This is a genomic window from Neobacillus niacini (assembly GCF_030817595.1).
Lineage (GTDB): Bacteria > Bacillota > Bacilli > Bacillales > Cytobacillaceae > Neobacillus > Neobacillus niacini_G.
On the sequence record NZ_JAUSZN010000001.1, the window covers coordinates 1,752,076 to 1,776,437 of the forward strand.

Consider the following 24,362-nt stretch of genomic DNA (forward strand, 5'->3'; position numbering starts at 1 on the left):
TTCAGATATTCCATATTACTTCAATTTTTAGTAGTATAGATTATGCATCTATGAAAATTTAGGAAACTTTCCTTCCAAGGAGAAATACATGAAGAAAACGAAATTAGTACTTCTGTTCTTAATTACTAGCTTGATTTGGATTTATGCTAGTAACTATATACTGACACATTATATCCCTTCGTCCCTTGACAATTATTTCGAACGAGGGAAAGAAATTTTCTATATTCTAGTGACGGGTGGAATATTTTATTTTTTCATCCTAAAAAAAGAAGAGCTTGATACGACGAAGGAACAAGAAAAACGCTTATCCACCCTCATTAATTCAATGGTGGATTTTGTAAACTTTAAAGATGGTGAAGGTCGCTGGATTCAAGCAAATGATTTTGGGCTGAAATTATTCCAGCTTGAAAATGTTGATTACTTGGGAAAAAAAGACTCTGAATTGGCAGAATACACAGAGTTCTATTCAGAAGCACTCAAATACTGTGAAGTATCTGATGAGGAAACTTGGAAAAATGGTACCGTAACACGTTGTGAAGAGGTCGTTCCACTGCCCGATGGAACATCTAAAATCTTTGATACCATTAAAGTTCCGTTGTATCATGAGGATGGAACGCGGGAAGGACTAGTCATTATTGGCCGCGACATTACCTCCCTAAGACATGCAGAAGAACGTCTTAGCAGAACAGAAAAACTTTCGGTTGTCGGTGAGTTATCTGCTAGTGTCGCACACGAGATTAGAAATCCCCTAACCTCCTTAAAAGGTTTTGTGCAATTATTGCAAATGGAAGATGATAAACACCAAGATTATTACCAAATTATGCTCGATGAATTAAATCGAATTAATCACATTGTAGGTGAACTTCTCCTCTTAGCGAAACCGCAGCATTTAAAATATTCAAAATTAGCGATTCAAAAAATACTTAATGATGTCATTTCATTATTAGCAGTCGAAGCAACCTTATATAATGTTCAAATTGAATCGAATTTTCCAAAAGAAGATATCATCATTGAGTGTGAGCCAAATCAGTTGAAACAATTATTTATTAATCTTATTAAGAATTCAATTGAAGCTTCAAAAAGTGATAGTAAAATCTCTATCTCTCTTGGTTTAATGGATGATAACCGATTAGGCATTACCATTCAAGATCAAGGCTGTGGTATCTCAAAGGAACTACTACAAAAGATCGGCGAACCCTTCTATTCATCAAAAGAAAAAGGGACAGGCTTAGGCTTAACCGTCAGCTATAAAATTGTACAGTCACATAAAGGAAATATTATATTCGAAAGTGAAATTGGCCATGGAACAACCGTTAATATCACCTTACCTGTGGTACAAAATGCTTTAACTGACACCAGCCAGTCAATAGTAACATCATAAAAAAAGTTCCTTTACGGATTGTAAAGGAACTTTTTTATGCCGATTGTTTACCCGAACTTACTTTATGTGTATGTTTTCTTCGAAATTCTAATAGGTGTAATTGAATAATAAAGGCCATTTCCAAAATGATTCTTTTCCATCGTCTTGCTTTTCGCTCTTTTGGTCCGTAAACATAACGATTCCAAAGGTAATAAACAGACTCCTCAAGAATAATAAAAAGAATATATATTCCTGCTGCTATCGAAATCCAGTACCACATTTCAAGTACCCCTTTCTCCTGTATTGCTTGCCCTTATTTGTAAATTGTTCCCAACTTCATTATACCCTCAACCCCATCAACAATTTAGAAATTTCAATCTCCTTATATTTACAAATTTCAACATAAATAAAAAAACGCTCGAACTTTGCCTGATTTTAGGCAACCGAGCGTTTCTGTCTCTATGATTAGTTGGGTTCTTTATATGTCTTTGCACGTTCACTGTCACTCATACCTTTGGTGGTTGGATCCTGTATGATTCCCATCAATGATAATAATATAAATACGGCATTTATAAAGGATAATATAGATTGCTGAATCGCATCTGTCAGTTGAAAATCTGTAATCCCTAAAGCATTTAAACCTTGCAATAGCATTTGCGCCACGATCATCAACTGGGCCACAAACGCCATCACCCAGCTGCGGTTCTTAAAGCGGACCTTCCAGTTAATCATTCCCACATCCCCTTTCTATGTTAAAGACGTTCTTTCTATTAACATATGCTTGGACTGAAAATGGTTGTCCGCCGATATCACAGAATCGACAATTAAACTTCTCTTCTCATGGCTCTGAGTACATCTACTTTTGTTGCCCTTTGGGCAGGACGAAGACCTGAGAGTATGGTTACTCCATAACAGATGACGATACAGATAATGGGAAGACTCAGTGGAATATCACTAAAAACAATTTCAGGAGGTGTTTCTTCCCCAAAAGCCTGTTTAATGATTATAGGTATAACAAAGTTGACTGCATAACTAATTCCGTAGGAAACGACAGTCCCAATGAATGCCCCAATCAAACCAATATAACTGCTTTCTAATAAAAAGATTCTCTTAATGGTACGAGGATTCGCCCCTATTGCTTTCATGATTCCGATATCAGGTGCACGTTCTGTTACGGCCATTGTCATCGTATTGTAAATACCAATTGAGGCAATTAGGATTGCAATGGTCCCAATAAAGATAAGTCCTGCCTTCGCTATTGCAAACATCAAATTAACTTCCTTTAATTCATTGACTACGGAATAGGTGGCATAGTCATTATCCTTAAGTTTATCAACAATTCCCTGGACCGCTTCCATGTTTTTCGCATAGACCTTTACATCATCAAAGGTATTTTTTGAAGCTTCTAAATCTGCTAAATTTACCTGATCAGTGGAATCTAAAACAATTCCTTTTGGTGTTCCGGTAAACGCCTCGATATCCTTTAATAGTTCCTCCGAAATATAGACACTCCTGTCTTCTGCCCATTCCTTTGTTGGCTTTTTAGATATCCCTGCGACCTTTACTGGAAATACTTTTTCTATTTTTTTCCCATCTTCCATCTTACTAACCGTTAATTCAATGGTTTCTCCAATTAGATTACCGTTATAGCGGAATTTTTCTTTTAATTGACCTTGTTCATCAAACATTTCTTCCGTTTGTTCACCTTTAACACCAAGATTGAGTGGAAAATTATATCCAACCACTACTTCAGCCTTATCCCTTCCAAGGCTTCCTGCTGATAATTCAAAACCAGCTTTTATTTCAGAAGGAAAGTTTGCTACCACCGTTTGTGTGCTCTCCTGGTAATTTCCAATCGAATAGAAACCTTCCTGCTGCAGCATTTTTCTTCTCGTTACAGCCTTCACGTCAGACATTTCTTCAAATTCCTGAACGTCCTTATCATCTAACTGCCGATACCCGCCACTCTCATTTGTTTCTTGACCGTAGACATCAATTTGTGTCATGATTCGTCGTTCTGTCATTTCCTTAACCACAGATTTTTGTAATCCGAAGCCAACAGACGCAAGGACAATTAAGAATGCACAGCCCATTGCTGTCGCTAGGATCGTCATGTAAACTCGTGTTCTATTTTTCTTCATGTTTTGGCGGACGAAACGGAATTGATCACTAAGCTTCATGCAAGCACCCCCTCGTTAATCCGTCCATCTTTCAATTCAATCGTCCGGTGGCCGATATTAGCAACCTTTTCGTCATGTGTAATAATTAGAAATGTTATTCCTAAATCAGTGTTTAACTCTTTGATAAACTTCAATAAATCTTCTTCTGTTTCGCTGTCAAGACTTCCCGTTGGTTCATCCGCTAGAATGATAGGTGGATTTACGATTAAAGCACGAGCAATACTTACTCTTTGTTGTTGTCCCCCTGATAATTCCCCTGGATAGTGGTCCTGGTAATCTAGCAAACCGACCTTCGCCAGCATCTCCTCTGTTTGTTTTTTCCTTACAGCTTCGCTGACACCTTTTAAAATTAATGGAAGCTCTACATTTTGAAAGGCAGTCATACTAGGAATCAATTGGAAGCTCTGAAAAATGAAGCCAAGGTTTTTAATTCTAAAATCGGCAAATTTCGTCTCATTCATTTGCGAAACCTTTTGGCCATTAATCCAGATTTCACCCTCTTTTGGATGAATAAAACCACTGACTAGATTTAATAAAGTGGATTTACCAGACCCGCTCCGACCAACGATTGTGACAATCTCTCCTTCTTTAACCTCGAAAGAAATATCCTTTAGAACAGGTATAAATGTTTGTTTACCCTTTTTACCTACCACAAATTCATGGCTTAAATGTTTTATTGTAATCATCGTTTCCTCCTGTTTCCCCTACTTCACCTTAATAGACGATGGCCATTTACCAGACCCCTACAGGTTTTTAAAATTTTTTGTGGCATTCACCATAAAAGGCTATTATTGGAGTTTTTTTGCTAAAAAATTTATAATGAATAAGCATAATTCCTTTTGAAGGAAAGGAGACACAATGGAAAAATTACGCCCATATTGGGAAATGATTGTCCGTTTCTGGAAAAAGAAGCATCTTACACAGCTATTTTTATTAGTGATTTTGATTGTTGTACTTGTTACCATTGTTTATTTCGGCTGGCTTGCAACGAGAGCAAATGTTCAGTCATTAAAAGAGGGACTAAGCCAACCAACTGTCATTTATGATAAAGATGAACAAGTGGCTACTAATGTTGCTACCAATCGAACTGCAGGGATAATGATTGAAGAGCTTCCGGAGTATGTTCCTGGAGCAGTTGTCGCCATTGAAGATGAGCGCTTTTATGAACATAACGGATTTGATCTTAAAGGCATTACGAGGGCCTTGTTCAACAATTTATTTGCGGGAGAGATTACTGGCGGTGGCAGTACACTTACACAGCAATTAGCAAAAAATGCATTGCTTTCCCCAGAACAAACTTATAAACGAAAAGCGGAAGAGTTATTTTTAGCCGTAAAGATTGAAAAAGTCTATAAAAAAGATGAAATCTTACAAATGTACTTAAATCAAGTTTATTTTGGAAATGGCGCATGGGGAATTAGTAATGCTTCAAAAAGATATTTTAATAAAGAGATTACGGATGTTACGATCAGTGAGGCAGCACTTCTCGCTGGATTGCTGCAATCACCGAGTTACCTTGATCCAACAAAAAATTATGACGTGGCAATCAAGCGGAGAAATCTGGTCTTAGGCAAGATGAACGAACTTGGTATGATTACCAAGGAACAGTACAATGAGGCAAAAAACGAAAAGATTAAGATAAATATCGGAAGTGGAAGTTTGGTTGAACGAAAATATCCTTATTATGTGGATGCGGTCCTAAACGAAGCAATCTCTAAATATGGATTAACACAGGAAGAGATACTAACGCGGGGTTATCGGATCTATACCGAATTAGACCAAAACCTGCAAGTTGGTCTCGAAAAAGTAAACAATAATAAATCATTATTCCCGAGAAGTTCTGGCGAACGTATGGTTCAAAGCGGTTCTGTTCTAATGGATCCGGCTTCAGGAGGTGTTCTCGCGCTTGTTGGCGGCCGAGGTGAACATGTGTTTAGAGGCTTTAACCGTGCTACACAATTAAAGGCTCAGCCAGGTTCAACGATTAAGCCGCTCGCGGTTTATACACCTGCCCTTGAGGAAGGTTATACTTTTGACTCAGAACTCGTTGATGAGCCTACTACTTTTGGTGAATACAAACCAGAAAATTTTTCAAAAACCTACCAGGGTAAGGTTCAAATGTACAAAGCTTTAGAGGAATCATTAAATATCCCAGCAGTTTGGCTTTTAAACGAGATTGGTCTTGAAAAAGGATTAGACAAGCTTACAACCTTTGGATTGCCAGTCGAAAAAGAGGATAAAAACTTGGCGATAGCACTAGGCGGAATGAGTAAAGGAATTTCTCCGCTTCAATTAGCAAATGCATTCTCTGCATTTCCAAATGGCGGCAAGCGGCAAGACAGCCATCTTATCACTAAAATTGTCGGTCCTACCGGAAATATCATTGCGGAACGCGAACCTAAAACTACAAAGGTAACGTCAAAAGAGAATGCTGATGCGATGACCGCCATGCTTCTGAATGTGGTAGAAACTGGTACCGGCAAAAACGCACATATTCCAGACGTTCAGATCGCAGGAAAAACAGGTTCCACCCAGCTTCCATTTAATGATATTAATGGCACGAAGGATCAATGGATGGTTGGTTATACACCTAACTTGGTGGCTGCAATATGGATTGGTTATGACCAAACAGATCGACAACATTATCTGCCAAGCAACGGTTCTGGAAATGTGGTTCCGATTTTCAAGGAAATCATGAAGGCTTCACTCCCGCATAGACAAAATGAACAATTTGATGTTATTTCGATAAATGACCAATTGGCTGGAAAAGTTCAAACAAGGGAAGAAATTAAAAAGCAGGCTGAAAAAATAAAAGAGGAATTAAATCAAAATGCACAAAAACTAGGTGAAAAGCTTCAGGAACAAGCTCCCGTTTGGAAAAAAGGCTTAGAGGAAACAATGTTTTCAATCGGAAAAGGTATTGATACGATCATTCAAAAAATTAAAGGTTTAAACGAATAGCACGCCATTGCGGCGTGCTATTTTATTTAACAGTAATGAAATGGTAATACCCAGCAGCGATTTTTTTCAATTTCTTTTCTTGAGCTTGTTCATAGGCAATAATACAACAGGTTGCAGGTCCAGAGGATTTTAATACGTCAAGTTTCGTATGAAGCATTTCTTTCGTAAATTCTTTACTTGTAAACATTTGATTAAACTCATATAAGATTCCTTTTGAGCCAACAGGCCAAACGATTATTTCATCAAGTTTCATAACTTCACTAAAAATCGATAAAGGTATAACCTGATCTCCATTTTCAAGTACTTCATTCCCTACTAATGGGCTACCGATTACGGCGAACTTCAGGTCTTTTGAAAAAGTCTTATCCGAATTTTTAGATAAGAACTTTTTACCAAGAACGACTAAGCCGAGGGCAGATTGTTGTAATTGGAAATTACTCTCCGTACTTCCTGTTATCGGTACATCCTCAAGATTTAATTCTGCCAAACCTTTTTGAATTCCTTTGATAAGTTCGCTCCATGTGTGCTCTCCACAAAAATTATGAAGAACAACCGAAACTGGAACTCCTCCTGCTGCGATACATTCCATTGCTGCGACTCTAAATGAATAATAGGCAACCGTTTCATATGAACCCTGAACATGATCCCCTGCTTTCATACCAATACCGCCGCTATTATCACTTGAGATGATAAGCGACTCGGTACTAGTTAACGGGATGGAAATGATATCCCTCATAATCTCACATCTTTATTCATCAAATCTTGTTTAAACAATGATCTTAGTCGCGGAATTACCACTATAGCGATGACTGTATTAATCATTGAACCGATTAACAATGATGGAACTAATGCAACATAAAATGCTTTACTCATTAAAATAATAAACGGTAATGGTGCTGCAAATGTATTCAGAAGGATAAAGAGAATACCAGCAGTATTTTTTTTGTTTTTCTTATAAAGAACACCAAAAAGAAAAACAAGAAGAGCCATTTCGATCGCAATTAACACATGCATTGGTCCTAATGGAAAACCTGAGATTAGTGCAGATAATAAATGCCCTAACGCACCTACAATTGCTCCTACTCCGCTGCCAAGCAAGGCTGCAGCAAGCAGAGCTGGAAATACATCAAAAGCGACACTGCCTACGACCGCAGGAATTTTTACCGCTGCACCAACTGCGGATAGTGCAGAAAACAATGCCAGTAAACTTAGCAATCTACTTGTCATCTTTACGTTTCCCATCCCTGAATACTTTCGCACTTCGAACATACTCTACATCTTTTACGTTAAGTCGAAAATTTACCACTCTTGCTAACGCAAAGAAGTAATCGGAAAGACGATTTAAATATTTTAGCGCTAATTCAGGAGTTTTTTCATCCGTTTTCATTAAGGAAACCACTAATCGCTCTGCCCTTCTCGTTACTGTTCTAGCAATATGAATCGAAGCTGCTGGTTTCGTTCCACCAGGTAAAATGAACCTTTCCAGCTCTGGAGCTTCCTGAATATATTCATCAATTTTGGTTTCTAAATAGTCAATTGCGTCATTCTGCAGCTTATATTCTATTTTGTCAGAAATATTGGCTAGATCCCCGCCACAATCAAATAATTCATGCTGTATTTTTTCAAGATCAGTTAGTACATCCTTAAATACATCTCCATCAAGTTCAGTCATCACTTGACCGACAAAACAATTTACTTCATCCACGGTTCCGTAAGCTTCCACGCGAATATCATCCTTGTCGACTCTTCCCCCAATAATGCTTGTCTTTCCTTTGTCACCAGTTCTCGTATAAAGTCTCATAGCTTCCCATCCCCCGCTTTTTTGATTGTGTGATTTAAACCATACCAAATGATATCTACTCTATCAGCTTTTGCAGCAAGATCTTGATAAGCCCAGCCTGTTACATCGCGCCATAGTCGATTTTCTTTCTCCATCGGGACAATTCCCTTTGTAATATCCGTTCCAATTACAACAAGTCTTCTGTTAGACTCTGCTTTTTCCCAGAAAAGCCAATCGTTCATGAAGCTATTCCAGATTTCACGGCAGTTGTAAGAATCTTGGGATTTTGTTAAATCCTTCAGCCACATCTCGATACCTTCTAAAATGAGCAAATTACTTTCTATTTGGTTACGATCAGTAATCAGATGATGACCCTGATAGGCTGAAAGCCAAGTACCACTTATCCCGTAATTTCCCTTTACCCAAGCTCTTTTGCCGTTAAAGGCACCTCCCGTAATAAAGTGCAACGTTCACGCCTCCCCAATGCTTCTTTTGCAAAAACAAGTTCGTATCCATGATGGTGTGGTACCTGCCACGACCAAAAATCTCTGTGCTGTGGTGTAAATTTAGATAATAAATATCGAATCACCCCGCCGTGAGTAATAATTGCACATCGTTGAATATTTTGAGAGAAAATGTCTTCAGTAATCTTTTCCCATCCAATAGAAACCCTTCTAGTAAACTCCACAAAAGACTCTCCTTCTGGAGGACTATAAGATATAGGATCCGAAAGCCAACGCTGGTAAAGAGGGACTTCTTTTAAGTCTTCATAGGTTTTTCCTTCCCATTTACCGAAATTCATTTCTCGCAAATGACTTAGAAGATACAAATCATTCGTTGGAAAAAGTTTATTCGCAGTATTTATACACCTTGACAAATCACTAGAAAAATAACGATCGTATCTGTTGTTTGTCCAGATTTTCTTTGACTCAGAACATAGAGGGGAATCATTCCACCCTAAATAAGCTTTCCGTTTATTCTCCTCCGTTAGACCATGACGAAATAATGCAATAACCACAGTGTCATCCATAGAAATAACTCAGTCCCTTCAACGGCTGCCCCTAAAATATCTCCCGTAATTCCACCAAACCACTTGATTGCTTTTCGGCGGCAAAAAAGCAAAATAAGGATCGCTGCAACAAGCAATATGGAGAGATAATAGAATCCGCCATCAAATAATATCACGAGAGCTAGGAATCCAATGATATATACAGGATATGTCCATAAATCCCTGGGTGAGGCCGCACTTTGAAAAAGCGCTCCAAGACCTTCTTTTTTTGCAGACTTTACTGTTAATAACAACAGACCCATAACACTTTTACTAAACAGAGGGATTGCAGCAATCAGAAGAAATGAAGCAGCATGTATATTTACGGTGATCTCATAGATAAAGAGAAAACGGCTGCTTAACAAAACAATAATCGAGATAACCCCAAATGCACCAGTTCTTGGGTCGTTCATTACCTCTAGTCTTTTTTCTTGATCTTTGTAAGAAAAATAGCCGTCACTTGCGTCCATCCAGCCATCCAAGTGGATTCCACCTGTTAAAAGAATACTCATCAGCCAAAGCATGAAGGCCGCAGCGAGATTCGAAAAAGGAGTATATTCTAGCAACAGATAAAAAAGACCAGCATATATTCCACCTTGAAGCAGACCCAGCAGCGGGAAAGCTTGGACAGCACTTTTTAGATGTGGTTTGTCCATAGGTAATTCAAGATGTACGGGAATGGCAGTGAAAAATTGCACATTGATTAAGAAACCCTTTAAAAGTTTTCTCATTTCATGCACCACTTGTTGATGATGTCATTTAGCATTTCATAGTTTAAATGTTCTTTCAGTCTGTGTGCAATTTCATCGTATCTTTTATCTAAGTGTTCTCTCATATAAGTAGTTTCTTTTGTATGTAATCCTTTACTTTTCCGAATGAGGTTTAACCAAGTATTTCTCCATTCATCATTATGAAAAAGATGATGAAGATACGTCCCAATGATTTGACCATTCCTGCCAAAATAACCGTCTTCTTTACCATTCCCAAGCGATAAAAATGAGCAGCCTTCTTCGTGTAAAACGGTTTTTCCTAAATGTATTTCAAACCCTTCCAGCTTTCTATCAGCGAACAAACCTGTATTTTCGTGGTACACACCAGTCGCTCTTACCGTTTCTTTTTCTTCATAAAAGATTGTTGTCCCAGGAATACATCCTAATCCTCTCACGGTATTGTTCACTATCCCTGTATCTGATCCAGCTTCATCAATGATTTCTTCCCCAAGTATTTGATATCCGCCGCAAATACCGACAACATAGCCGCCATTTTCAATATGGGTTTGTATCAAAAGGTCTAACTTTCTATCTCTTATACTCTTCAAATCATTGATTGTACTCTTTGTCCCAGGAATAATAACGGCATCAGGGCTGCCAAATTCAGAAGCCTGTTTCACCCAGCGGATCGACACATCTTCTTCATATAAAAATGGTTCCAGATCACTATAGTTTGAGATAAAGGGGAGCCAAATCACTGCAATATCCAGATTTCCTTTTTTCCTGCTGGAAAATTGATTGTTCAATGACAAGGAATCTTCGCCATCAATCATATGATTCTCTACAAATGGTAAAACCCCTAAAACTGGAATCCCCGTTTTCTTTTCCAGCCAGTTAATACCATCTTCAAATAAGCTGATGTCCCCGCGGAATTTATTTATGATTACACCAGCCACTCTTTGTCTTTCTTCTGGCTCCAAAAGCTCAAGTGTACCAACAATACTGGCAAAAACCCCGCCTCTATCTATATCGGCTACAAGAACAACTGGAACATCTGCCAGTTCCGCTACCTTCATATTCACCAGTTCTCGATCCTTCAAATTGATTTCAACTGGACTTCCAGCCCCCTCAATGACTACTAGATCATATTCACTCGATAACTGCTCTAATGATTGCTTTATTACATCAAGTCCTTTTTCGTAGAAAGTATCCCGATACCCTCTTCCCGAAAGTGTTTTTAGCGACTTTCCTAAATACACAATCTCTGAATCTTGATTCGAGCGAGGCTTTAATAATATCGGATTCATCCATACGGTGGCCTCAATTTTTGCAGCCTCCGCCTGGATTCCTTGTGCTCTGCCAATTTCTTTCCCATCTTTTGTCACATAAGAGTTATTGGACATATTTTGAGATTTAAACGGTACAACTCTTCTGCCATCATTGGCGAACATTCGGCAAAGAGCCGTTACAATGAGGCTTTTACCAACATCGGATGAGGTTCCTTGTATCATAACTCCTTTCATTGTCTAACTCCCTTCATGTTGATAGGTATACCTGCTTCAACCAAAAAGGCTTGATCAGCCTCCTTCACCAGCTGTTGATGGATCTTTCCGAGAATTCGTGAATAGGAGAAAACAAGACCATTCTCTGCCATTGACTCATAGAACACTTCATTACTCACAACAATTAAAACTTTTGCACTGTCTCGTATTTTATTTATGCCTGTTATGATTGTTTCCACTACATGTGCTATAAAAGACTCATCCCATTCTTGATTGGAAGAAAACAGTTCGTTATTTAAAAGCGTTGTCACGCAATCAACCAGAATAATATCTTCTTTGTTAAAATAATCTGCACTCTCACCAATAGTTTGTGACTGTTCAATCGTTCTCCAACGAGACGTTCCAGATTCCCGATCATTCTGGTGTTTTGCGATTCTTTCCCTCATTTCTGGGTCCGAAGCCACGCCGGTCGCTAAATAGTTTAATTGCCCGCCATTATCCTTTGCGTGTTCTACAGCCATTTTTTCGGCAAAGCTGCTCTTCCCGCTCCTTACTCCGCCCGTAATAAAAATTAATGAAGCTGCCGCCATTCCAACAATACCTCCATTAATTTACTATTCTCTTCCTTACTTTTTATTGCAAAGCGTAACCATTTTCCTTCCAAACCAGGGAAGTTATAGGTATGGCGGGGAATGATTCCCTTCTGCAAAAAGAATTCAAATAAGTTTTTTTGTTCTTTTTGATTTGAATCGCGTAACAAATAGAAATTAACCTGTGACGAAGTCGTCTCATAATTATGCTTCTTAAAAAATGTAAACAATCTCTCCCGTTCTTCCAAAATATAGACTTGTGTCGTTTTAATAAATTCTTCATTTTGTAAAAATAGTTCCCCTGCCAATAACGCAATCGTATTGATACTCCAATGAGGCTGGTATTTGCTGATTTCTGCCATTAAGGCTGGACCTGCAGCCAAATATCCTAAACGAATTCCCGGAATAGCAAACATTTTTGTCATGGACCGTATAATGATCAAATTTGAGAACTTATTAATATAAGGGATAAAAGATTCGTAGTTTACTAAAAAATCATAGAAAGCTTCATCCAAAATTACAAAGCAATTTTGTTTTTCACATTCCTGTATGATTGAAAGTACCGTTGACACTGGATATTGAATACCAGTAGGATTGTTTGGATTACATAAAAATAATGCGTCTGCACTCGATAAGCTTGGAAGTAACTCATCAATACTTAACTCAAAATGAGGTCCCATTAATGAATGATACTGTATCTCACAATCGTTAGCTCGACATGCCTTTTCATATTCAGAAAAAGACGGTGCTGCCACTATAACCTTTTTTCCGGAAAGAAACCTTGCAACAAGTGTAATAAGTTCGGCCCCGCCGTTTCCAATTAGAATAGAATCAACGGAAATTTGCTCCCGATCCGCAATCCTTTGCCTAAGCTGTTCAGCGAATGGATCTGGATACACGGTAATTTCCTGATAAAAATCATTCCATTTCTCTTTTAGGGCAGGTGGAGGGCCAAGGGGATTAATGTTTGCACTAAAATCAATATACTTCTCTGGGAGCGAAAGTCCCAACGATTTAAAAAGGTGCTGCGGATTTGAACCATGTGAAGGCAAATTCAACCATCATCCCTCCTATCCATAACAATAGTAAAAATAAAAAGACTGTTTTATCCAAGATTTTATTGGCTGATAAAATATGATCAGCTTGTATGGGGACTAATGGTTCTCCCATCTTTGCCCGGTTTGAAACGATTCCTTTGTAATAGTTGATACCGCCAAGCTGAATCCCCAAAATAGCAGCCATCGCCGCTTCTCCCCAGCCGCTGTTTGGGCTCGGGTGCTTTTTTGCATCACGGAATAATATTTTCCAAGCCCTTTGATACTCCATTTTCATTGGCTTCGTTCCTATTAACATTAGGATTCCAGTTATCCTGCTAGGAACCCAGTTCATCACATCATCCCATTTAGCTGAAGCCCAGCCGAAGTCTTTAAATCTTTCATTCTTATAACCTGCCATGGAATCACAGGTATTCGTTGCCCGATAGACCATTGCAAGAGGCGCTCCCCCAATTAGTGCCCAAAACAAGGGTGCCGTTACCCCATCACTAGTGTTTTCTGCAACGGTTTCGATTGCACCACGTGCAATTTCACCTTCATTTAATGAATTTGTGTCTCTTCCAACAATGTAAGATAATTGGATTCTAGCTCCTGCCAAGTCCCCTTTCTCTAATGGGGCATGTACCTCGAGAGCAGCTTCTTTTAGACTTTTTTGTGCGATCGTTGATGCAATGATGATACTTTCAATAGCAATGCCAGCTATAGGATGAATTCGATAACTGAATGCAATTACTAAAAGTACAATTGAAAATACGATCAATAAAACAAAAAGGAGCATCAAGACTCCTTTTAATCTTTTATTTTTCCCTTGATTTAAGTGCTTCTCTAAGAATGAAATCAATGACCCTATCCATCTGACAGGATGTGGCCATTGAGGGGGATCTCCTACAAGCTTATCAATAAAATACGCAATACTTATGGCAGTTAAATGATAGATAATCATATTACTTTCCTTTTTTGAGATTTCCGAATACCCTCTAACGTGCATTCATATACAGCTTTTCCAATCAATTTACCTAAATTTGTAATCGTCCCTGCATACTCCAGCCTTTCACCAGCCTGGGTAGCAGCAATTAAAATACTATCGGTAGAAGTACCCGTCGCAATGGTGCCTGTCACCGAATCCATTATGTTTAAATCATGGAGCGCTTTTGCTTTTGCTTCTGTAGCAGTCATAATACTTTGGATAAAGGCTTCCTCGGTTAATTCACCATTAACGAAGATCCACGAATTGATGGTGCCAGGCACCTGTTCAAAGGTATGAAGTTCACTTTTGGAAGCATCGATTGCGTTTCCAACACCTGCAGTTACGACAACAAATAGAGAGAATCCATTCCCTTCAAGATGCTTACATGTAACATCCTTAAGGAAGACCGCGGTCATCATTCCTACTGTTTCAGAAGGTTCGAAGCCGTTTGCTTTTAAAAAGGTGGCCATTTCCTTTCGATGATCGCTGCAGTTATAGTCCTTTCCAACATGTCGATTAACAAAAGTATGGTGCCATCCTGTACCTGATCCAACAACTCCTGACGACATCGTCCTTAATGCGACAGGTGATTTTAACTCAATAAACTCATTTGTTACGCGTAACAAACTTTCATCAATTTGAATGATCTCCTTTTCTTGCCTCTCATTTGGTATTAACACCATTTGTGGTGCTGGTACTCTTGGATGTGGATGCTTCTGAATGTCGGTATGATAAACATCACGTATTCTTTCTTCTCTCAGCACTTCGTTCGGGATATGGTTGATATTAATCGTGCCGTTTTCGAGCAAAAGCAATCGATCACAATATAAGCCTGCAAGATTTAAATCATGAAATATAGATACGACAGTTAAACCTGTTTCTGCCGTCCAATTTTTTAATAAATCGAGTAATTCTTTTTGATAAGATAAATCCAAATGGTTCGTTGGTTCATCTAATAGGAGAATTTCTGGTTCTTGGGCGAGTGCCTGCGCTAAAAATACTCTTTGTTTTTCCCCGCCGGATAACTCTTGAATCGCTTTATTTTGTAAGGAAGTGATGCCTGTTTGCTTCATCACCCGTTGTACAATCTTTTCATCCTTTTCTCCCCAGGTCTGAAACCAGCCGGTTTGATGGGCATAGCGGCCAAGAGAAACCGTTTCTTTTACGGTATAGGAAAACGATTGCGAAGAATGCTGAGACAAAACCGCTACGATTTGAGCCATCTGTTTTGAATTATATTCCTGCAGTCTTTTTCCTGATATGAAAATATCACCTTTTACAATTGGCAGGATTCCGCTTATCATTTTTAATAAGGTGGTCTTTCCGCTTCCATTCGGTCCCAAGATCCCGAATAATTCACCTTTTTGCACTTCAAAAGAAATATCCTTCAATATATGTTCATTTGAATACCCGCCTGCAACATGTTGAACGTTAAGCATCCCTTTATCCACTTCTTTCCATTCTTCTTCTCTGTAATAGAATTAATGCAAATACCGGGGCACCGATTAATGCAGTTATGACTCCAATTGGTAACTCAGTTGGAGAAATAATCGTTCTTGAGATTAAATCTGCTAGAATTAAAAATCCACTTCCAGTTAGGATCGATAGTGGGAGCAAGTGCCTATGGTCTGGTCCCCATAATAATCTTGAAAGGTGCGGTATAACCAGCCCAACAAAACCAATCGTTCCTGAAACGGCAACGGCCGCACCAGTTAAAATTGATCCTGCAGTTAAGATGATTAGTTTTCTTTTTTGAACGTTTACCCCTAAATGGTGGGCACGCTCTTCACCAAAGGACATGGCATTTAATTCTTTGGCATTCAAAATAAGTATGATGGAACCTAGTATAAAGAAAGGTAAAATAATTCTTATGTATTCCCAGCCTCTCATTGATACACTTCCCAACAGCCAGCCAATAATTTGTCTAAGCTCATCGCCTGTTAAAGCAATCATGAGTGAAATGAATGCACCGAGAAAAGAACTAAAGATGATTCCCGTTAAGATTATCGTTTCCACTCTCATGGAGCGTTCAATTTTCCGGGCGAATGCCAGCACGAAGAAAATCGTAGCCCAAGAAAACAAAATGCTGAGTAATGGAAGGGTAAAGCTGCCGATGACGGGGATTGATAATTGAAAAAATAAAGTGAGTACTGCCCCAACAGATGCACCGGATGATACGCCTAACGTATATGGATCTGCTAAAGGATTCCTTAATAATCCTTGAAAGGCTGCACCTGCAATCGCAAGAGAAGCACCTACTATACCAGCCAATATAACCCGCGGAAGCCGGATATTTAAAACGATACTCGAAAACATGGGGTCAATTTGATCCATTGAAATAGATCCAAAGAGCTTCGAAATTATAATTTCAATAATGGTAAAGATAGGAACCGAAACGGTTCCTATCGAAATTCCTACTAACACTGAAAAGAGCAGGAAACTTCCCGCAAGTAAGTAGGCTGCTATTTTATTATTTAAAAACTTCTGGATAGACAGCCTTTGCAAGATCCTCTACTCCTTCAACAATCCTTGGGCCAGAGCGGGTCACACGATCAGAATCCACATCGATGACTTGCTTATTCTTAATGGCATTGACATTTTCCCAGCCTTGTCTCGATAACACTTGTTCAACAGCATTATCGGTATAAAAACCATATGTAGTAATGATTACATCGGGATTTCGTTCAATCATCACTTCTTGATCGATCTTAATCCAGCCTTCTTGGTCATTTGCAATATTTTCAGCATTAATCAAAGTAATCATATCATCCATAAATGTGTTTTTTCCTGTTGTGAACACTTCAGGAGCAGGAGATACCTCTACAAATACTTTTTTCTTTTCTTTGATTTCTCCAGCCTTGGCTTTAATGTCTGCTAGTTTATCCCGCATACTCTTAATTAGTTCTTCAGCCTTCTTATTTTCACCTGTGGCCTTTCCAATCATTGAAATCGAATCATATACCTGCTCAAAATTTTGAGCGTCATTAATAACTAAAACTGTAAGCCCAGCATCCCTTAATTGCTGCAGGCCTTCTGTCCCGTTCATGGCGGAAGCATGTGCTAACACTAAATTTGGCTGCAATGATATGATTTTTTCGATATTAATTTCCATCCCGCCGATTTTCTCTTTTTCTGCTGCTTCATCAGGATAATTATCATAATCAGATACACCTACAATTTGTTCCCCAAGTCCGAGTGCAAAAGCAATCTCTGTATTACTAGGAATCAATGAAACGATTTTTTCTGGCTTTTCCTTAATCGTAACATCATTGTCTAATGCGTCTTTAATCGTTACAGGATATGCCGTTTCCTCTCCTTTTTGCTCCGTGCTGCTGTTTCCTTCATCCTTTACCGTTTCTTTTTGTTCCCCACATGCTGCAAGAGCACCTATTGTTAACAAAAGAATTAATAATAACGCTGATAATTTTTTCATCTTTCTTCCCCCTATGACTTGCGCCAAAATACATCACAAAAAACTGCACCCTCTAAAAATTTAATCAAAAGGCTGTGTTAAACTTGGCTGTCGATTTGAGCTCCATTAAGGAAAGCTTCTTCGAATAATCACCGCAGGGACAGGCGGTTTATGCCTGTCCGAGGCGCTATGCTTTCCGCGGGCTCGCCCGTGAGCCTCCTCGGTCGTTCCGACCTGCGGGGTCTCACTCAGCTCGTATATCCCGCAGGAGTCAAGCGCCTTCCGCTCCAATCAACAGGCTCTTAAAGCAAAAGTCTCCTTTAACACAGCAAAACAAAAAAACATCTCCACGTAACGTAGAGATGTTGGTTTGATTAAATGCCATTAATAAATGACTCTAGTCGTCCACACATCCCTATCCTCGTAGGTTCTTTTGGGGCACTAGAATAAGGCAGGTTTCCTGGCTCATGGTCATCGCTTCCTGCGTCTTCCCATCAGATTTGACAGTGACATTTTGCAGGTTGCTCCCATTTACAGTGGCGGGACCGCGTTGGATTTTAACCAACTTCCCTTTTAAGCTAAAAACCATTAAGATCTTCAGCACCTATTCTTCAATAATTTTTTTATGATAGATTTATTATATAGTAAATAAAAATGAAAGCTATATTTTTAAGCAAATTTCGCCAAAAAACTTTTTATTATTCGAAAGTTCGCAATAAATTTGCCATCTCAATAGCACCAGTTGCAACATCCCAGCCTTTATTTCCAGCCTTTGTTCCTGCACGCTCAATTGCCTGCTCAATCGATTCTGTTGTTAATACCCCAAAAATAACCGGAATGCCGCTATCTAAATTAATTCTTGAAACACCCTTCGCCACTTCATTACATACATAGTCGAAATGTGGTGTAGACCCGCGAATTACGGTTCCAAGTGTAATTACAGCATCATATTTTTTACTAATTGCCATTTTTTGAGCCACTAACGGAATTTCAAATGCACCTGGAACCCAAGCAATATCAACATCTTCTTCGCTTACACCATGTCTCTTAAGGGCATCCTGTGCACCGCTCAATAATTTACTGGTTATAAACTCGTTAAAACGCCCTACCACGATTCCTATCTTTAAACCTGAGCCTACTAAATTACCTTCATAAATATGTCCCATGTTAATACCTCCAAATGATTGTGTTATTTTTATTTTACCTTTTCCTCGTTAATTTCCATTTGCAAAGCTACCGTTTCAACGACTTCAAGATCAAATCCCTTAATTCCTTTTATTTTTCGCGGGTTATTGGTTAACAATTTCATTTTGCTAATCCCTAAATCCTTTAATATCTGAGCACCAATACCAAATTCACGTAAATCAGCTTCTACACTGCTGTGACCATCCTCTAGCTGCTCGTGTGCCCGCAATTTATTGACTAAACCACTGCTCTGACGCATATAAAGGAGGACTCCGTTTCCTGCTCGTTCAATTTGACTTAATGCCGCATGGAGCTGAGACCTGCATTCACAGCGATAAGAACCGAATACATCACCGGTTAAACATTCGGAATGAACACGAACAAGAATAGGATCCTCAGGATTAATTTCCCCTTTAATTAACGCTAAATGCTCTTTCCCATCGATGACGTTTGAGAATCCTGCAGCCTTAAATTCACCAAATTCCGTAGGCAAATTGATTTCAACTTCACGTTTGACCAGCTTGTCTTTTTTGTTGCGATACTCAATTAAATCTTTAATGGTAATCATCTTAACGGCAAGTTCATCAGCAATTTTTCGCAACTCCGGAACACGTGCCATGGTTCCATCCTCATTCATAATTTCACAAATGACTCCCGCAGGTTTAGAACCGCATAGTCTTGCTAAATCCACTGCCGCTTCGGTGTGACCAGTTCTCCGTAGAACTCCTCCTTTTTTGGCAACCAAAGGGAAAATATGCCCTGGCCGCTTGAAATCAGAAGGCTTTGATTCTGGATCGAGCATACTCAGTACCGTTGCAGAACGCTCAAATGCTGATATCCCTGTCGTTGTAAATTTATGGTCAATACTAACGGTAAATGCCGTACCATGCGAATCCGTATTGTTTGCTACCATTGGAAAAAGTTCTAATTTCTGTGCTAATTCCTCGTCAATAGGAACACAGATTAAGCCTCTTCCATGTGTAGCCATTAAATTAATTACCTCTGGCGTGGTTTTTTCAGCAATTGAGACAAAATCTCCTTCATTTTCTCTGTCTTCGTCATCACAAACTATGATAACTTTTCCGTTTTGTAAATCAATCAAGGCTTCTTCAATTTTATCAAACACGTGTAATCTCCCCTTTCTATGTACTTAAGCAAATCCATGCTCTTCTAAAAAGCTCGCACTAATACCGGATGAACTTTTTTGGTTACCAGTATTTTGTCCTCTCGTTAAAAAATGCCCCACATACTTACCAATCATGTCGCATTCTAGATTAACAATATCTCCAGACTCCTTAAGACCGATAATACTTTCAGATAATGTATGGGGAATGAGTGATAAAGTAAATGTTTCGTCTGTGACTCCAAATACTGTAAGGCTTGTCCCATCTACAGCAATCGAACCTCTTTCAATTACATACCTTAATATATCCGGCGAGGCCTCAATTTCGTAGTAAACCGCGTTTTCTACCTGTTTTTTACTTTTAATTACCCCAGTACCATCAATATGACCTGAAACGAAATGACCTCCAAATCGACCTCCTGCTGCCATGGCTCTTTCGAGATTCACTTTGGCACCACGTTTCAACGATTGTAAACTTGATGCTTTCACGGTTTCAGGCATTATATCTACCGTAAACTGGCTGGTAGTAAAGCTAGTGACAGTAAGACAAACACCGTTTACCGAGATACTGTCGCCAAGATGAACATCCTTGAGAATTGTTTTTGCGTCAATTGTTAGAACAAAGGATTCTCCGCTTCGCTTGATATTCGCTACTACTCCTAATTCTTCAATAATGCCGGTAAACATAGCTTTTGTTCTCCCTCCCTATCTTTTGCAAGTTCATGCAATTTTTTTCCTGGCTTACGATCATAAAAGAAGAAAAAAGGACCCTGAAGATATGAAACTCTTCAGGGTCCTTGGAAAAGGCAATAAGAAAATAGGGCTTAAAAAAGGGTAGACTTTTCCCTTGGTTAAACCGGATTTTTTTCCTTCTCCCATCCAGACTTTAACTGTCGGCTCTGGAGTTTCACCAGATCCACCGCTTAAACATTCGTTTAAACGGGTCACGGACTAAGAAGCTATGCTTCATCACCGCCGGTTAGGAATTTCACCTGACCCCGAAGGAATTATTCAACTATATGATTAGTACTAGTATACCTTATAGTTGTGAGAATTGCTAAAAAAAAGAAAAAGAAGTCGAAATCTACTCCTTCACATCATATTAATAATCGCTTCCATACGTTTTTACAGGCAGATAAAGTTCAAATTGAATATTTCCATCGCTATCAAGATCTATTTGTTTAAACACTTCTAAACTCAGGGCATTGTTATCCAAATCATAACCATACTCCTGCATCCAAACTAATGTCTGCCGATATGTATTTTCTACTTCTTCCAGACTCCCTTTATGCGAAGTACAAACATAATTTTTACGAGGAATTGTGAACCCTACCATACCCTCTGGGACATTTTCCAGCTTTTCCACTGGTGTTGTTACATAATAGGTCAATTCGGTTTCTCTGCTATGAAAGGGAGCAATTAAGATAGAAGTATTCGTTTGATTAGGTACCTCATCAATCCGCTCTTTCATCACATCAAATAATTCAGGAATGGTATTCAATTGTGAATAGGTACCGCTCCACGAAATTCCAACTACCTTCATTTCTTCTTTTTCAAGCACTTGGATATCCAAACATATCCCTCCTCTAAAGTTGTGTATATATCTATTATTCTCACTTTATCCCTGAAATTCCTTCCTAAAAACGACAACATCGTGAATACTTAAAAATACGAGGCTGCCTTACTAATACTATTTTTTGACCAGTTTACTTATGATGATTTTTTCCCAAATTCTCCATGGTAATAAATTCTTCACTAATATAGTAGCTTTAACTCCGCGACCAATTGGGTACCTAATGTCAGGGGTATCCATTGCTGCGATCTGTGCTATTTTTTTTGCTACATCCAGCGGGTCTCCGAAGCTATTTTCCCCATTTGCAATATATCTTTCTATGCTTTGCATATATTCTTGATACGGGGAATCTGACTCCAAAGATTTAACGGCAACCTGTTTACCACTTGACCAAATATTCGTTCTGTAGGACCCAGGTTCAATTAAAACCACCTTCACCCCAAATGGTTGCATTTCTAAACGAAGACTTTCACTCCAGCCCTCAAGGGCATGCTTTGAGGCAATATACGGTGACAGTCCGGGGAATGCAACCTTACCGCTTATACTGCTAACATTTATAATACATCCATGCCTTTTTTTCCTCAACATAGGTAAAAAGGCCTTGGTGACGGCAATAACCCCAAAGACATTTGTTTCAAATTGTCTTCGATATTCATCCATTGAAATTTCTTCAACGAAGCCAGCACCGGCATAACCAGCATTATTAATCAAAACATCCACATTTCCAAACTCATCGAGTACTCGCGTTTGGAATGCCAGGATAGAGTTTTCATCTGTAACATCTAATTCAAAAACAATAATTCGGGATTGTACCCCATGCTTTCTTGCCTCTTCCAACAGGCCGCTGCTTTTATGGCTGTTCCTCATAGCAGCAATAACGGTAAAACCCTTTCGTGCTAACTCAATAGAGGTACTCAATCCAAATCCGCTCGATGTACCGGTCACTATAGCTGTTTTGTGATTCATGTATTAATCTCCCTTTCACTTCCGCAAGAGTTAGTTTAATATGTAAATTCTACCAGTGCAATATTTAACCAATTTATACTTTTCTTAAAAAGAATATTCTGTGAATTAAACCTCTAGTATCTATCCGGATTAGATTGTTAATTTAAGTGAAAATAGATTATACTGAGGATATGAAAGTACATTTTTTCAGGAGGATTTCCTAATGTCAGAAAACAATCAAACAAACCAAAATGAAGAACCAAAAAAGAAAATGAGTCTGCAGGAAGCGATGAAGCAACAGTTAGCAAATAAGAAGAACAAAGCTGCAGCAGCGAATAACACCCAGGGCGGTCTTCAAAATGGCCAAAAAATGAAAAGCCAGCAGACGAAAAAAGTAAGTAACACACGTAGGAAAATGGGTGTTTAATGAACGGACAAAATAGAAAAGACATCACTGCCGGTACAGAGGTTAAAATTGTACTCAAGGCTGATCAAAGAACCGGAAAACTCACAAGTGGTGTCGTGAAGGATATTTTAACAAACTCGAAGAACCATCCTCATGGGATAAAGGTAAGGTTAATGGATGGTCAAGTTGGCAGAGTGCAGGAAATAGTGAATTCAAAATCTACCTAACCGGTAATAGGAACTACCCTTAGGTATGAATTTTGTGAATTAACCCTATACTATAAATAACCATTTTACTTATCACATATTGAACTCCACATTTTGTGGAGTTTTTTTTATGTTCTTCTACAGAAAAATAAAAAACAGACTCACAATTGGAGTCTGTTTGATTTAGAAGGTTTATTACGCTTTACGAACGTTAACCGCTTGTGGACCACGTTGTCCATTTTCGATTTCAAACGTTACCTCTTGACCTTCATCTAACGTTTTGTAGCCTTCGCCTTGGATTGCTGAGAAGTGAACGAATACGTCGTCTCCACCTTCACGCTCAATAAATCCAAAGCCTTTTTCACCGTTAAACCATTTTACTTTACCTTGTTCCATTTTTGTAGCTCCTCCTAGCATGTAACAATTACATGAAATTGCAATATAGTCTTGCCCGATTATTATACCCAAGAGAAAATCATTTTAAACAATATCCTCTTGTATAGAAAGTATTTCCCATTCAAATAGAATTTATTTAAAAAAAAGAAATATCTTTTTCGTATATTGTAACGGCCTTCGTAAATGATATCCCTAGAGCACCCATTTACGAATAGCAGCAGCTACACCATCTTCATTATTGTTAGCCGTGATCCAGTCAGCAGCCTTTTTTACTGTTTCCTGAGCATTTCCCATAGCCACACCTAATCCGGCTGCATTAATCATCGCTAAATCGTTTAGGCTGTCACCTACTGCCATGACATTTTTCATATCAATTCCGAGACGCTCACATACGAGTGAAAGTCCCTTAGCTTTATTAATTCCTACTGGATTTACCTCAATATTGGTTGGGGTTGAGTTACTTAATTCAAATCCCCCTCTTGCTTCCAATTCTTTTTGAATCATATCTCTTGTTGGTACATCCTTTATATTAAATCCGAATTTCAACCATTCCTCTGCGTGAATATCTTCCGGCATTTCATCAAAATAGTTTCGATTGGTGCTGATTGCCCAATATCGGATTTTATGCTTTTGAGTTAACTCCAGCATCCACTGTATCGACTCCGAAGTTACAAGATTTCTTTCTACTAATCCTCTTTGATCATCATAAATTTCACTGCCATTCACCGTTACTAAATATGAAGTTAACGCTAGTGAATCAGCATGCTTTTGGCAGTTTCTTAGTGAACGCCCCGTGCTTAGGACTACAAATACGCCTTTTTCCTGTGCTTCTTTAATGGCTTTTCGATTTTCCTCTGAGACCTCATGCTCATCGTTTAGCAGAGTTCCATCCATATCAAGCGCAATCAGTTTAATTTCAACATCACTTTTGAAATTCTCCATATGTATTTCAACTCCTTTCAA

28 protein-coding genes and 2 riboswitches are annotated in these 24,362 nt (G+C 38.7%); of the genes, 4 read left to right on the forward strand and 24 right to left on the reverse strand.

The genetic code is table 11. The features are described 5' to 3' along the window. The first annotated feature begins 88 nt into the window (after positions 1–88). Positions 89–1,381, forward strand: coding sequence for an ATP-binding protein (locus tag QFZ31_RS08770; protein WP_307302509.1), 1,293 nt, complete (start codon positions 89–91; stop codon positions 1,379–1,381). 34 nt (positions 1,382–1,415) lie between these two features. Here the strand turns inward: QFZ31_RS08770 and QFZ31_RS08775 are convergent, their stop codons facing one another. From QFZ31_RS08775 to QFZ31_RS08790, 4 genes are all read right to left on the reverse strand, one after another. Continuing rightward, on the reverse strand, positions 1,416–1,640 hold the full coding sequence (locus QFZ31_RS08775; protein WP_307302511.1) for a hypothetical protein: 225 nt from the start codon (positions 1,638–1,640) through the stop codon (positions 1,416–1,418). A gap of 185 nt (positions 1,641–1,825) precedes the next feature. Then, positions 1,826–2,092: a phage holin gene (locus QFZ31_RS08780; RefSeq protein WP_307302512.1), complete on the reverse strand. Its 267-nt coding sequence runs from the start codon at positions 2,090–2,092 to the stop codon at positions 1,826–1,828. A 92-nt stretch (positions 2,093–2,184) separates the two neighbouring features. Further along, positions 2,185–3,540: an ABC transporter permease gene (locus tag QFZ31_RS08785; RefSeq protein ID WP_307302514.1), complete on the reverse strand. Its 1,356-nt coding sequence runs from the start codon at positions 3,538–3,540 to the stop codon at positions 2,185–2,187. Beyond that, entirely contained in the window at positions 3,537–4,226 is a 690-nt protein-coding gene (locus QFZ31_RS08790; RefSeq protein WP_307302516.1) for an ABC transporter ATP-binding protein, read from the reverse strand. Before QFZ31_RS08790 ends, QFZ31_RS08785 begins: the two co-directional genes overlap by 4 nt. Positions 4,227–4,398: 172 nt before the next feature. On the opposite strand from QFZ31_RS08790, the gene QFZ31_RS08795 reads away from it, so the two are divergent. Beyond that, positions 4,399–6,501, forward strand: coding sequence for a PBP1A family penicillin-binding protein (locus tag QFZ31_RS08795; protein ID WP_307302519.1), 2,103 nt, complete (start codon positions 4,399–4,401; stop codon positions 6,499–6,501). Between the two features lie 22 nt (positions 6,502–6,523). Here QFZ31_RS08795 and QFZ31_RS08800 read toward each other — a convergent pair whose 3' ends face one another. From QFZ31_RS08800 to QFZ31_RS08885, 18 genes are all read right to left on the reverse strand, one after another. Next, complete coding sequence (locus tag QFZ31_RS08800) at positions 6,524–7,237, reverse strand: ATP-binding protein (protein WP_307302521.1); 714 nt, start codon at positions 7,235–7,237, stop codon at positions 6,524–6,526. Next, positions 7,234–7,728: an ECF transporter S component gene (locus tag QFZ31_RS08805; protein ID WP_307302522.1), complete on the reverse strand. Its 495-nt coding sequence runs from the start codon at positions 7,726–7,728 to the stop codon at positions 7,234–7,236. The genes QFZ31_RS08800 and QFZ31_RS08805 overlap by 4 nt, the downstream gene beginning before the upstream one ends. Further along, positions 7,718–8,302: a cob(I)yrinic acid a,c-diamide adenosyltransferase gene (locus tag QFZ31_RS08810; protein WP_307302524.1), complete on the reverse strand. Its 585-nt coding sequence runs from the start codon at positions 8,300–8,302 to the stop codon at positions 7,718–7,720. The genes QFZ31_RS08805 and QFZ31_RS08810 overlap by 11 nt, the downstream gene beginning before the upstream one ends. Further along, on the reverse strand, positions 8,299–8,748 hold the full coding sequence (locus tag QFZ31_RS08815; protein WP_307302526.1) for a bifunctional adenosylcobinamide kinase/adenosylcobinamide-phosphate guanylyltransferase: 450 nt from the start codon (positions 8,746–8,748) through the stop codon (positions 8,299–8,301). Before QFZ31_RS08815 ends, QFZ31_RS08810 begins: the two co-directional genes overlap by 4 nt. After that, on the reverse strand, positions 8,700–9,311 hold the full coding sequence (locus QFZ31_RS08820; RefSeq protein ID WP_307302528.1) for a histidine phosphatase family protein: 612 nt from the start codon (positions 9,309–9,311) through the stop codon (positions 8,700–8,702). Before QFZ31_RS08820 ends, QFZ31_RS08815 begins: the two co-directional genes overlap by 49 nt. After that, positions 9,269–10,060, reverse strand: a complete 792-nt coding sequence (cobS, locus tag QFZ31_RS08825; protein WP_307302530.1) for an adenosylcobinamide-GDP ribazoletransferase — start codon at positions 10,058–10,060, stop codon at positions 9,269–9,271. The genes QFZ31_RS08820 and cobS overlap by 43 nt, the downstream gene beginning before the upstream one ends. Further along, positions 10,057–11,562 carry a cobyric acid synthase gene (locus tag QFZ31_RS08830; protein WP_307302531.1) on the reverse strand — a complete coding sequence of 502 codons (1,506 nt, stop codon included), beginning with the start codon at positions 11,560–11,562 and terminating at the stop codon, positions 10,057–10,059. Before QFZ31_RS08830 ends, cobS begins: the two co-directional genes overlap by 4 nt. Further along, positions 11,559–12,131, reverse strand: a complete 573-nt coding sequence (locus QFZ31_RS08835; protein WP_307302533.1) for a bifunctional adenosylcobinamide kinase/adenosylcobinamide-phosphate guanylyltransferase — start codon at positions 12,129–12,131, stop codon at positions 11,559–11,561. The genes QFZ31_RS08830 and QFZ31_RS08835 overlap by 4 nt, the downstream gene beginning before the upstream one ends. Next, on the reverse strand, positions 12,113–13,189 hold the full coding sequence (gene cobD, locus QFZ31_RS08840) for a threonine-phosphate decarboxylase CobD (protein ID WP_307302535.1): 1,077 nt from the start codon (positions 13,187–13,189) through the stop codon (positions 12,113–12,115). The genes QFZ31_RS08835 and cobD overlap by 19 nt, the downstream gene beginning before the upstream one ends. Next, the gene (gene cbiB / locus QFZ31_RS08845; RefSeq protein ID WP_307302537.1) at positions 13,146–14,129 is read right to left on the reverse strand and encodes an adenosylcobinamide-phosphate synthase CbiB; all 984 of its coding nucleotides are present in this window, start codon (positions 14,127–14,129) and stop codon (positions 13,146–13,148) included. Before cbiB ends, cobD begins: the two co-directional genes overlap by 44 nt. After that, positions 14,126–15,592, reverse strand: coding sequence for an adenosylcobinamide amidohydrolase (locus tag QFZ31_RS08850; RefSeq protein ID WP_307302538.1), 1,467 nt, complete (start codon positions 15,590–15,592; stop codon positions 14,126–14,128). The genes cbiB and QFZ31_RS08850 overlap by 4 nt, the downstream gene beginning before the upstream one ends. Before the next feature lie 4 nt (positions 15,593–15,596). Beyond that, positions 15,597–16,658, reverse strand: a complete 1,062-nt coding sequence (locus tag QFZ31_RS08855) for a FecCD family ABC transporter permease (protein WP_307302539.1) — start codon at positions 16,656–16,658, stop codon at positions 15,597–15,599. Beyond that, entirely contained in the window at positions 16,624–17,586 is a 963-nt protein-coding gene (locus QFZ31_RS08860; RefSeq protein WP_307302540.1) for an ABC transporter substrate-binding protein, read from the reverse strand. Before QFZ31_RS08860 ends, QFZ31_RS08855 begins: the two co-directional genes overlap by 35 nt. A gap of 411 nt (positions 17,587–17,997) precedes the next feature. After that, positions 17,998–18,188: riboswitch (cobalamin riboswitch) on the reverse strand. Between the two features lie 75 nt (positions 18,189–18,263). Next, complete coding sequence (gene ribE, locus QFZ31_RS08865; RefSeq protein WP_179599970.1) at positions 18,264–18,731, reverse strand: 6,7-dimethyl-8-ribityllumazine synthase; 468 nt, start codon at positions 18,729–18,731, stop codon at positions 18,264–18,266. Between the two features lie 29 nt (positions 18,732–18,760). After that, positions 18,761–19,876: a 3,4-dihydroxy-2-butanone-4-phosphate synthase gene (gene ribB / locus QFZ31_RS08870; RefSeq protein ID WP_307302543.1), complete on the reverse strand. Its 1,116-nt coding sequence runs from the start codon at positions 19,874–19,876 to the stop codon at positions 18,761–18,763. 24 nt (positions 19,877–19,900) lie between these two features. Next, entirely contained in the window at positions 19,901–20,560 is a 660-nt protein-coding gene (gene ribE / locus QFZ31_RS08875; protein WP_307302545.1) for a riboflavin synthase, read from the reverse strand. A 176-nt stretch (positions 20,561–20,736) separates the two neighbouring features. Continuing rightward, positions 20,737–20,883: riboswitch (FMN riboswitch) on the reverse strand. A 92-nt stretch (positions 20,884–20,975) separates the two neighbouring features. Beyond that, complete coding sequence (locus QFZ31_RS08880; protein ID WP_307302547.1) at positions 20,976–21,446, reverse strand: GyrI-like domain-containing protein; 471 nt, start codon at positions 21,444–21,446, stop codon at positions 20,976–20,978. A 117-nt stretch (positions 21,447–21,563) separates the two neighbouring features. Continuing rightward, positions 21,564–22,412: an oxidoreductase gene (locus QFZ31_RS08885; protein ID WP_307302548.1), complete on the reverse strand. Its 849-nt coding sequence runs from the start codon at positions 22,410–22,412 to the stop codon at positions 21,564–21,566. A 202-nt stretch (positions 22,413–22,614) separates the two neighbouring features. On the opposite strand from QFZ31_RS08885, the gene QFZ31_RS08890 reads away from it, so the two are divergent. Both QFZ31_RS08890 and QFZ31_RS08895 read left to right on the forward strand, forming a co-directional pair. Next, positions 22,615–22,818 carry a hypothetical protein gene (locus tag QFZ31_RS08890; protein WP_179599962.1) on the forward strand — a complete coding sequence of 68 codons (204 nt, stop codon included), beginning with the start codon at positions 22,615–22,617 and terminating at the stop codon, positions 22,816–22,818. Further along, a complete protein-coding gene (locus tag QFZ31_RS08895) occupies positions 22,818–23,024 on the forward strand; it encodes a YwbE family protein (RefSeq protein WP_179599960.1) in 207 nt (68 codons plus the stop codon). The genes QFZ31_RS08890 and QFZ31_RS08895 overlap by 1 nt, the downstream gene beginning before the upstream one ends. A 174-nt stretch (positions 23,025–23,198) precedes the next feature. On the opposite strand, the gene QFZ31_RS08900 is transcribed toward QFZ31_RS08895, so the two are convergent. Continuing rightward, entirely contained in the window at positions 23,199–23,399 is a 201-nt protein-coding gene (locus QFZ31_RS08900) for a cold-shock protein (RefSeq protein WP_307195934.1), read from the reverse strand. A 192-nt stretch (positions 23,400–23,591) separates the two neighbouring features. Further along, entirely contained in the window at positions 23,592–24,341 is a 750-nt protein-coding gene (locus QFZ31_RS08905) for a Cof-type HAD-IIB family hydrolase (RefSeq protein ID WP_307302551.1), read from the reverse strand. Positions 24,342–24,362 lie beyond the last annotated feature (21 nt).